This is a genomic window from Bacillus sp. B4EP4a (assembly GCF_006680105.1).
GTDB classification, from domain to species: Bacteria; Bacillota; Bacilli; order Bacillales; family DSM-1321; genus Peribacillus; species Peribacillus simplex_E.
The window spans coordinates 1-9,067 of the sequence record NZ_VHIK01000075.1 but is presented as its reverse complement, the minus strand read 5'-3'; the positions used below and the strand labels follow the sequence as shown (position 1 = coordinate 9,067).

The following is a 9,067-nucleotide window of genomic DNA, read 5'->3' as shown; positions in this document are numbered from 1 at the left end:
ATATACTAAATACTCCTTTTTAGTGTAATTTTACACTAAAAGTATTATTTTTCAACAAAAAATGCCCTTTTTGAATAAAAAGCAACTTTAAAACACAAAGAAAAAAGCAAGAAATAACCTTGCTCTAAATAAGTTTGAAATGGGAATATTTCTTAATTAAAGCTTGTTGAACTAACCTGCCCCGTTAGTTGCATAAAGAAAAAACTACCTTAAAGAACGCTCTGATCTTAAGCTAACGCCACCAGTTATTAATTGTTCAGTGGTTGCTGGATGGTTCTGGTTTACACTAAACGAACTTATAGGAAGAAAACCCCCGAAAATTTTGATTGCAGGGGTTTTCTTCATTTTTTCTATTTTTGATTATGTAAAAGCTTATTTCTCATAAATAATAGGGAGTCGTGTTCGTCTGTTGGTTCAAGCCGTTTAGCTGGAACATGGTGAATAATATTTACCAATTAGGAGGAATATGCGGTCCACCGGCTACATAGCCGGTGGCTTTTTCATTATGTAAAACAATTAGTTTTTTCCAATGCCAAAGACTGTACCTTCATTAAAAATCAAATGACAGTTCAGGCATGAATTGATTCATATGTTTTTGGATTTCGTTATATTTATCAGACTGATCACTCAAGGCTTTCATTGGAATGATCTCATATGGCCGGTTGACCCAAGTTGGCAGGAATTTTGGATTTTGCAGTTCGATTTTCACATCATCCCCGGTTTGGATTTTCTTTACTCCAATTTGCATAATACCGCCGATGTCTTTGTAATCTCCCTGCTGGCCGGATAAGAAATTCCCAAGCGAATAAGCAACAAATGCCCGTTCGCCGTTTGGTTTTGTAAGCCATGAAACAGGCTGCAAAACGTGTGGGTGGTGGCCAATAATAATATCAGCACCTGCATTAGCTGTCGTTTGAGCAAGCTGCTCTTGTTCATCATTAGGCAACCGTTCATACTCTTTGCCGAAATGCAGGCTGACCACAACGACATCTGAAACTTTCTCTGCCTCTTTAACTTCCGCCTGAATTCTCGTGGTATCAATTAAATTCACAAGATGCGGCTTCCCCTCAGGAACAGGAATCCCGTTCGTTCCATACGTATAGCTGAGAAACGAAAAGGTAATATCGTTTCTTTTCAATATCCGAATGATCTTCTGGTCTTCAGACGATTGATAAGCTCCTGTATATGGCATCCCAATACTGTTCCAGTGGTTAAGCGCATTCAAAATGGCCTTTTCTCCTCGGTCAAGTGTATGGTTATTGGCGATTGTCACGAGATCAACCCCGTTTTCCTTTAGAGCATCTCCCACCTCAACCGGTGAATTAAAGGAAGGATATGAGGAAAGCCCTATTTCTTTCCCGCCGATCATCGTTTCCTGATTAGCCACCGTAATATCCGTTTTTCCCAGATAGGGCTTCACAAATCGGAACATCGGATTAAAGTCATACGAGCCGTTTGACTTGCGGGCGGGTTTATACACCCTATCGTGAATTAAAATATCTCCCACAGCGCCTATGGTTGCTGCAGTTACTTTTTGTTCCGGAACAGGTGTATGAGCGTGAGATGAAGCGTTTTCGGGTTTAAGTTTCTTTTTATTTTCTGCCTTTGTTTCCGAGACTTTTGGTTCTTCTTGAAATTGACCTTTTACAAATGGTGCAAGAATCCATAACAAACACATAAATGTAGCTAGAAACACTAGTATTCTTTTCATGGCAAATGCTACCTCCTACTATTATAGTAGGGTGTTTTTAGGAAATAACAACAAAAATATCTATTTGATATTTAAAATGAACACATCATTTGTTTGAAACAGATAACGAAATAGGAAAAAAAGTGAGACATATCATGTGTTGCTATGTCAGATGTGCTTGCTAGCTCTGATATGCCTACTGTATCTGAAAGCACTTGTCTGTCACTTTATGCGGTAATTTGCGTATATTTTAAGTGCTATTTTGCACGTTAGATACATTCAAAAGCTTTAGTACGTTTGTTTGAAACTAAGCCGAGACTAATTAATTAGTCTCGGCTCTTGATATTTACGATAGAATAGAAGTAATAATATTTGCCTATAAGTTTGGATGAATCTTTAACACTAGGCAGAAAATTTTAAAACGAAGTGAGCAAGGAGGCAAATAGGTGAAGAAATGGATCATAATTTTAGTGGTGATTATTATAGCGATAGGAACGTATTTCGCTTGGCCTAAAACGCATTTAAAAGAGCCAGTTGTCATGTCGGTTCAATTTGACGAAGCTGCTAAAACTCTAGCAGTCTCCTATATAGTTGAGCAAGATGATAGTACGTATGTAATGGAAATTGCACACGAAACAAAAGGTTTTTATCCGCCTCGTTCGAACGGGGATGGGGAAACGGATTATACACAAGTACTAGCAAAGCAAAATGGCTATGAGCTGAGAGAAGATATTGTTGAACTGACAGACGATCAACTCGAGTATTTTCTATCTCTAGATGGACGTGCAGTACCCGTTGACATTTCGTTTGAAGCCTATTCACCAATTGAGACAATTCTCGTGCTTTTATTGAAAGATGAGGGTGTTGAGGTAACAAAGCAAGATGAAGCACTTCTCTATACATATACAGCACCCGAAGATATAACGATTGATTCGATTGGCCACTATGACAGCGTAGCGACGATTTCCTTTGAAGAAGCTGTGTTCCCCTTAGCTCTTAAAAAAGGAAAATCTGTCGATGTCTTCATTCATGAGCCGTATAAACTTAGCTCACACGATGAGCTGCTTATTGAAATCACTACGACAAAGGATCAGTCGTATACAAAGCATTTCCGTTTGACGCAGTCCATTCCAAAAGGATACTTAAAGCAAATCGCGAACGAAGCGAATGATGAATAGACTTACTAGAAGTGAGCTAACTTGTCACTGTTCAACGAATAGCTAATTTTAAAAATGGGCACCATTCATATGTGACCACTTTGGATATCGGATAAATACCCTTCTCATATATAGAGGGGCTTTTTTAGGCTCATTTACTAGAATATCATTCAGTGATTGATTTCATAACATAAATTTAAAATATCTTGTAAATTTTGAGTACACTCATAGTAAACAATTAAAAAGCTTGTTACTTTAGGTGATAATTTGCACGTAAAAGAATCAACTGTAGGAGTGATCAAAAGGTCCTCATGAACCCCATCATATTAGCTAAATTAGCTAAATAAAAAGAAACCATGTTGTAAAAATAATCAATATGGATTCTTTTCTAGTGATTTAGTATACGGTTTTTATAAAATAGTTTGATTATTTTTAGTGATCCTTATAGAACTAACGCACCCGTTAGTTTAAGTAGATTTCTTCACAAACTTTTTAGTATTTCAGTTAATACAGGAATGCTGCCCCGTTAGTGACATAAGGATTTTTAAACAAACATTATTATTTTTTAATGACTTTATTGTAAATTAAACAACTTTATTATCTCTGTACAGTAGCGTCAGGAAAATGCGGATTTACAACGTTAAGGAAGTTTCAATATTAAAAAACCTAATTTCTCAGCATTAAATGAGAAATTAGGTTTTTTCATTAATAGAAAAAGACTTATAAGTATTTATCACTAATCACTTTCATATGGTGTAACTCGTGCCCGACAATGCCGTATGCAAAGGTACCTATCGAAACTGGGCTGTTCATTACAGTTCCATTACGATCCCATGCTGCATCATCAATGGTTGAAATAAGACTTAACGTGTTGGAGCGTACCGTGTCTAAACCAGCTAGTAGCTGCTCCCAGGATAATTTGTTGAAGTTTGCCGCAGAAACGTATTGATCCTGATCCATTGCTGGGAGTGGCGCACTTTCATTTCGTGCAATGGCAAGCATTCGATACGACATCACACGTTCCACGTCGGCCATATGCCCAATCACTTCTTTTAAAGTCCATTTCCCTGGTGCGTACGCCTTCCTTGCTGACTCCTCTGATATGCTGCTCAAGAGGGTAATGGTCTTAGTTCGTTGCTTACTAAGTATCTCTTCAATATCTCCATCTGGCACAAGACTAACATACCTATCATACTCTGGATTTTCAATAGATAATGGTCGTGGACGCACAAGAATCCTCCTCATCGGAATAGTTAATTATGGTTCTAGACTAATATTCGACTGTCAAGAAGATATTTCCTTTATTTGATATTTAATTTCATTACCGCAAAATAATTGCAAATTAAACAACTTTATTATCTCTGTACAACTGATTTATGCAGTTAACATAATACACATAATAATGGATTAATTCACTTTTTATTCCACTAACCTGCCCCGTTAGTTGCATAAAGAAGAAGCTGCCTTAAAGACAGCTCCGATTTTCAGCTAACGCACCTGTTAGTGGAACATAGTCGCAAATCATAAACTAGTATTGAACAAGGCTACCCCGAATACATCTATCTCACAAATGTAATAAAGTCAATATTAACTGGTTCAAAACCATCTGCTCGAAGTCGTGAGTTAATCTGTCCTCGATGATACTGACCATGCAATGCTACATGAGTTAAAATATCCCGTACAGAATTCTTAAACTCTTTTCCTTTACTATTTGTGTAGGATATTAATTTATCCAGGTCAGTATTTGATAAATTAGTAAGAAACGTTGTTAAACTCTCTTTATTTTGCATAACAAGCTCTGCACAGACTTCTATATCGACCTCTGACCAGATGGGCAGTCGTGAACTGTCCAATCCTCGTAATCTAGTCATCCATACTTTTTCTGCAAGTAGGATATGGGAAAACAAACGGCTCACCTCTTGATTTTTATCTTCAATACTTTGCAATGTTTCAAGAATACGTTGATTAGCCCAATTTAAATGCTCATACATCTTTTGGATATTTTCCAATGAGAATCTCACCACCAATGAATGAATTTTCCAAAAGGATTTCCCCTTTTAAAAACCAATTTTCTTTCATTTTTATATTACTATATAATTCCATTTATTCGAGTGAAATAAAAGGATTCTTATTCAACTAAACTGCCCCATAAGTTCCGTAAGAAAAAGGTTGCCGCAGCAACCTCCATTAATGAAGTAAAGCACCATTTGTTGAATAATGAAATTTGAAATTTCACTCCGTCCAATCATAATAATTATCTACCAATATTGTACTTGTGTTTTCCGCCTCATCTTCATCAAAATCTCTATCCTCAATCCATTGTGATAATGAATAATTTCGTGAGCCATACTATTTAAAATAGCAAAGACAGCATCCTCTTCTCCTCGTTCAGATACTAATTCTTCATAATCCCCTGTTGCAACTCTAATGTATGGCTCCACATCCTTATCGTAAGGAACAAAAAACGTCGCACTTACCATCTCTTTAGTATCTAAAGTTTTAATCTGATAATCTTTCTTAATGTACACAACACACCTTATTGGAAATTTCTTATTTATTCGTAACCAAATAGCAAAATATATACAGGCTTGTCTTACTCTTGAATTAACACCTTGTTCGTATCTTACTCTTAACCCTGAACATAGGTACTGTATATTAGACATCATATCTTTGCCCTTCTTCAACTAATCTGACCCGTTACTTCAATAAGAAAATAGCCAGTAATGGCAGCCTTTATCTTTGCCTACTTATAGATCTTTTTGATTAACATTTAGTTCAATCAAATTACCATCTGGGTCGGCACAAAAAATTTGTGCAAATCCACTTTTTCCGTATGGTTTTTCAAGTATTTCAACTTTATTCTGTTTTAACCAATTAAGAGTATCATAGTGGTTCTCGACTCTAAGGGCAAAGTGACCTTCTCTGCTGGATAAGCTTTTATCCTTACGAATTGTCTGTGAAGAGGGATCGACTATCAAGTGAAGTTGATGTCCCTCTATTTCATACCAGGCACCTGGAAAATCAAAATCAGGACGCTGTATTTCTTTTAAACATAAAGTTTTACCATAGAATTCTTTTGCTCTTTCCAAATCTGTCACAGTAAGACTTACATGATGGAGGCATTTATATTTAATCAAAACCTTCACTTCTTTCATTTAAACTATTTTTTTACCTTAGTCATTTTGTGGCTAAGATGACCCCTTGCACCGCATCTGGAGCTGGATCGGTTAATTTAAACTATTCGGCAGCTAGAATCAATAATCCTTCTTCAACTAAACTGCGCTCGATAGATGAATAAAGAAAAAGCGAACTTAAAGTCAGCTTAGATCTTCGCACCCGTTAGTTAAATAGACTATATAACAATCCTATTTCTGGTGATATTATTCTTGAATCTCTTTAATGCTTCTTCCACAGAAATAGGCGTGTCCCATTTTTAGTTTTTCTACTGTTGTAAATAAGTATTTTTGATGCATTTTTTCTATTCTTTCATTATAAAAGACTTTGATTTTCACATAATTAGTCACTTGGATTAATAAAAAATTTATTTCAAAAATTCTTACTTTAATGTACAATAACATGTAGTTTATATTTTTGCAGAATAGTTTTAATAATAAGAAAGGGGATATGTATGGTTCTAATTGGTGTTCTTTTAATCATGATTGGCTTCGTACTTAGATTCAATTCGGCAGTTGTGGTAACGATTTCAGCACTCGTTACGGGGATGATTGCAGGTATTCCCATTACTAGTATTATTACGCAATTTGGCGAAGCATTTACAACTAACAGGTACATGTCTATTCTCATAGTCACGCTTCCCGTTATTGGGCTGCTTGAAAAAAATGGTCTCCAGCAGCAAGCTTCAAAGGTTGTATCAAAAATTAAAGCCATCACAGTTGGCCGGGTATTGACCATGTATTTATTGATCAGGGAAGTCGGAGCTGCTCTTGGTTTAAACAGCCTTGGTGGTCATCCGCAGACTGTACGTCCGCTGATTGCCCCAATGGCAGAAGGGGCTGCTCTAACAAAATATGGTAAGCTACCGGAGAAAGAGCAACAGGAAATCCGTGCACACGCTGCCGCTACCGATAATATCGGCTTGTTTTTCGGAGAAGATATTTTCGTGGCGGTTGGTGCAATTCTATTGATGAATGGATTTTTTGAACAGAACAATATACCTGCTGACCCAATATCAATGGCGTTATGGGGAATTCCTACTGCCATCTTTGCTTTTATTGTACACGCCATTCGCCTCCGTATGTTTGATAAAAAGCTGGATAAACGTTTGGGCAGTCGTGGCCAATAATGATAAACACTCCAAAGAGAAAGTGAGCATCTATTATGATATTCTCAGTTGAAATGATTTACGTATTGATGGGCATCATTGTTCTAGGCTGCTCCCTATATATTTTCACTGATCGGACGAACAGCCGCCGGTTGACTACGGGAAGCTTTTACTTGATTTATTCAATTACATTAATGTTCGGCCAAATTATTCCGCCATTTTACATTGGGCTTATGGTTATTATTATGGTTTTAATCATTGCAGGTGGCGGGTTAAAGAAAAGCGAACATGTTGAAGAAAGCATTACTGTAAAGGAAGAGCGAAGAAAACGGCTTGGCGGCCGTCTTTTCCTACCCGCCATCTTGATTCCTATTTTAACCTTAGCTGGTTCTAAGCTGCTAGACGGTGTTAAAATTGGGGGAAAGGCTTTGCTGGATCCATCTAATGTAACGATGGTTGCTTTAGGTCTGGCGTGTTTGACTGCCATTATTTTTGCGATGGTGATGACACGCGGAACACCTACAGGAGCTGTGAAAGAATCACGTCGCCTGCTAGAATCTATTGGTTGGGCTGTATTGCTGCCACAGCTACTTGCAACATTGGGAACCATTTACACAAATGCAGGGGTTGGTACAGTCGTTTCCAAAGCTGTAACAGCAATCATTCCTGAAGGTTCGCTATTTTGGGTTGTGGTCATTTTCTGTCTCGGCATGGCTATATTCACTATGATCATGGGGAACGCCTTTGCTGCCTTCCCGGTTATGGCTGCAGGTATCGCCATTCCTTTTCTGATTAACCAATTTGACGCTAATCCAAATCATATAGCTGCCATATCTATGTTTGCGGGTTATTGTGGAACATTAATGACGCCAATGGCTGCCAACTTTAATATTGTGCCGGCAGCCTTGCTGGACTTGAAAGATAAAAACCATGTCATAAAAGTTCAAGTTCCAACAGCTTTGGCAGTATTAGCTTTCAATATCGTACTTATGTACTTACTTGTTTCATTAGGAGTATAGGAGGGATCTTCATGAAGCAAAAAGTGTTATTAACCGGGTTTGAGCCCTTTGGCGGAGAAAGAGTAAACCCTTCCTGGGAAGCAGTAAAACAGTTACATGGAGAAGTTATTGATGATGTGACTCTAGTTGCTGAACAAATCCCAACTGTATTCGGGAAATCAGTTGCAGTAATGGAGCAGCTTATCCAGCAGCATAATCCTGACATCGTTATCTGTGTAGGACAAGCCGGGGGTCGGCTTCACATCACACCTGAAAGGGTGGCAATCAATATGGATGATGCTAGAATCCCAGACAATCAGGGAAACCAGCCTATTGATGAGCCTATTACAGACAAAGGGCCAGTAGCCTATTGGTCTACGATCCCCATCAAAAGAATTGTCGAAAACATGAAGGAAAGCAACATTCCTGCATCGGTATCCCATACCGCCGGAACATTTGTATGCAACCATATCTTCTATGGATTAATGGACTATATCACCCGAACCTCATCAAGCATCCGGGGTGGATTTATCCATATTCCTTTCATTCCGGAGCAAACTATTAATAAAGAAGCGCCTAGCTTAAGCCTTGAGACAATTGTTAAGGGCATAAAAATAGCTGCTGTCACAGCTGCTAAATATGAATCGGATATTCATACAGTAGGCGGGACGACCCATTAATTGTACCGTTTTTTTAAAATTTGACCGATTTACTTGTTTTGGTTATAATTCATGATTGGCCTCATGTTTATGATGTTTTTGTCCTTTTCGCTTACGAGCTTGGGACACTTTCATCATATCAAGAGGTCTTTTTGTGCTCAAATCTCATTCATTAATAATTCCCATAATAAAAGGAGCTACTGATCAGCTCCTGATAATGAAGTAAACCAGCTAATAGGATGTCAATATCTTTCTCTAAAATTTTCATTTCCCTTATGTTA

General features: G+C 37.7%; 9 protein-coding genes. 4 read left to right on the top strand and 5 right to left on the bottom strand.

Annotated features, from left to right (window positions below; all coding sequences use genetic code 11):
- Positions 1-550: 550 nt before the first annotated feature.
- Entirely contained in the window at positions 551-1,711 is a 1,161-nt protein-coding gene (locus FNK51_RS25560; RefSeq protein ID WP_141995146.1) for a CapA family protein, read from the bottom strand.
- 425 nt (positions 1,712-2,136) lie between these two features.
- Between FNK51_RS25560 and FNK51_RS25555 the strand changes: the two genes are divergently transcribed.
- Complete coding sequence (locus tag FNK51_RS25555; protein ID WP_141995145.1) at positions 2,137-2,868, top strand: hypothetical protein; 732 nt, start codon at positions 2,137-2,139, stop codon at positions 2,866-2,868.
- A 699-nt stretch (positions 2,869-3,567) separates the two neighbouring features.
- Here FNK51_RS25555 and FNK51_RS25550 read toward each other — a convergent pair.
- From FNK51_RS25550 to FNK51_RS25535, 4 genes are all read right to left on the bottom strand, one after another.
- Positions 3,568-4,077: a DinB family protein gene (locus FNK51_RS25550; RefSeq protein ID WP_088090639.1), complete on the bottom strand. Its 510-nt coding sequence runs from the start codon at positions 4,075-4,077 to the stop codon at positions 3,568-3,570.
- A 329-nt stretch (positions 4,078-4,406) separates the two neighbouring features.
- Positions 4,407-4,856 carry a DinB family protein gene (locus FNK51_RS25545; protein ID WP_141995144.1) on the bottom strand — a complete coding sequence of 150 codons (450 nt, stop codon included), beginning with the start codon at positions 4,854-4,856 and terminating at the stop codon, positions 4,407-4,409.
- 249 nt (positions 4,857-5,105) lie between these two features.
- The gene (locus tag FNK51_RS25540) at positions 5,106-5,513 is read right to left on the bottom strand and encodes a hypothetical protein (protein WP_286178889.1); all 408 of its coding nucleotides are present in this window, start codon (positions 5,511-5,513) and stop codon (positions 5,106-5,108) included.
- 81 nt (positions 5,514-5,594) lie between these two features.
- A complete protein-coding gene (locus tag FNK51_RS25535) occupies positions 5,595-5,984 on the bottom strand; it encodes a VOC family protein (RefSeq protein WP_098373236.1) in 390 nt (129 codons plus the stop codon).
- A gap of 491 nt (positions 5,985-6,475) precedes the next feature.
- Here FNK51_RS25535 and FNK51_RS25530 point away from each other — a divergent pair, with 491 nt between their 5' ends.
- Genes FNK51_RS25530 through pcp form a run of 3 tightly spaced genes read left to right on the top strand, consistent with a single transcriptional unit; the run spans position 6,476 to position 8,807 of the window.
- Positions 6,476-7,150, top strand: a complete 675-nt coding sequence (locus FNK51_RS25530; protein ID WP_098178254.1) for a DUF969 domain-containing protein — start codon at positions 6,476-6,478, stop codon at positions 7,148-7,150.
- A gap of 35 nt (positions 7,151-7,185) precedes the next feature.
- Positions 7,186-8,148 carry a DUF979 domain-containing protein gene (locus tag FNK51_RS25525; protein ID WP_141995143.1) on the top strand — a complete coding sequence of 321 codons (963 nt, stop codon included), beginning with the start codon at positions 7,186-7,188 and terminating at the stop codon, positions 8,146-8,148.
- A gap of 11 nt (positions 8,149-8,159) precedes the next feature.
- Positions 8,160-8,807 carry a pyroglutamyl-peptidase I gene (gene pcp, locus FNK51_RS25520; protein ID WP_141995142.1) on the top strand — a complete coding sequence of 216 codons (648 nt, stop codon included), beginning with the start codon at positions 8,160-8,162 and terminating at the stop codon, positions 8,805-8,807.
- The last annotated feature ends 260 nt before the right edge of the window (positions 8,808-9,067 follow it).

What these genes read in the sequence shown, in the direction of transcription:
- FNK51_RS25560 (WP_141995146.1), bottom strand. Translation starts at nt 1,711, where the DNA reads ATGAAAAGAATACTAGTGTTTCTAGCTACATTTATGTGTTTGTTATGG.
- FNK51_RS25540 (WP_286178889.1), bottom strand. Translation starts at nt 5,513, where the DNA reads ATGATGTCTAATATACAGTACCTATGTTCAGGGTTAAGAGTAAGATAC.
- FNK51_RS25530 (WP_098178254.1), top strand. Translation starts at nt 6,476, where the DNA reads ATGGTTCTAATTGGTGTTCTTTTAATCATGATTGGCTTCGTACTTAGA.
- FNK51_RS25525 (WP_141995143.1), top strand. Translation starts at nt 7,186, where the DNA reads ATGATATTCTCAGTTGAAATGATTTACGTATTGATGGGCATCATTGTT.
- pcp (WP_141995142.1), top strand. Translation starts at nt 8,160, where the DNA reads ATGAAGCAAAAAGTGTTATTAACCGGGTTTGAGCCCTTTGGCGGAGAA.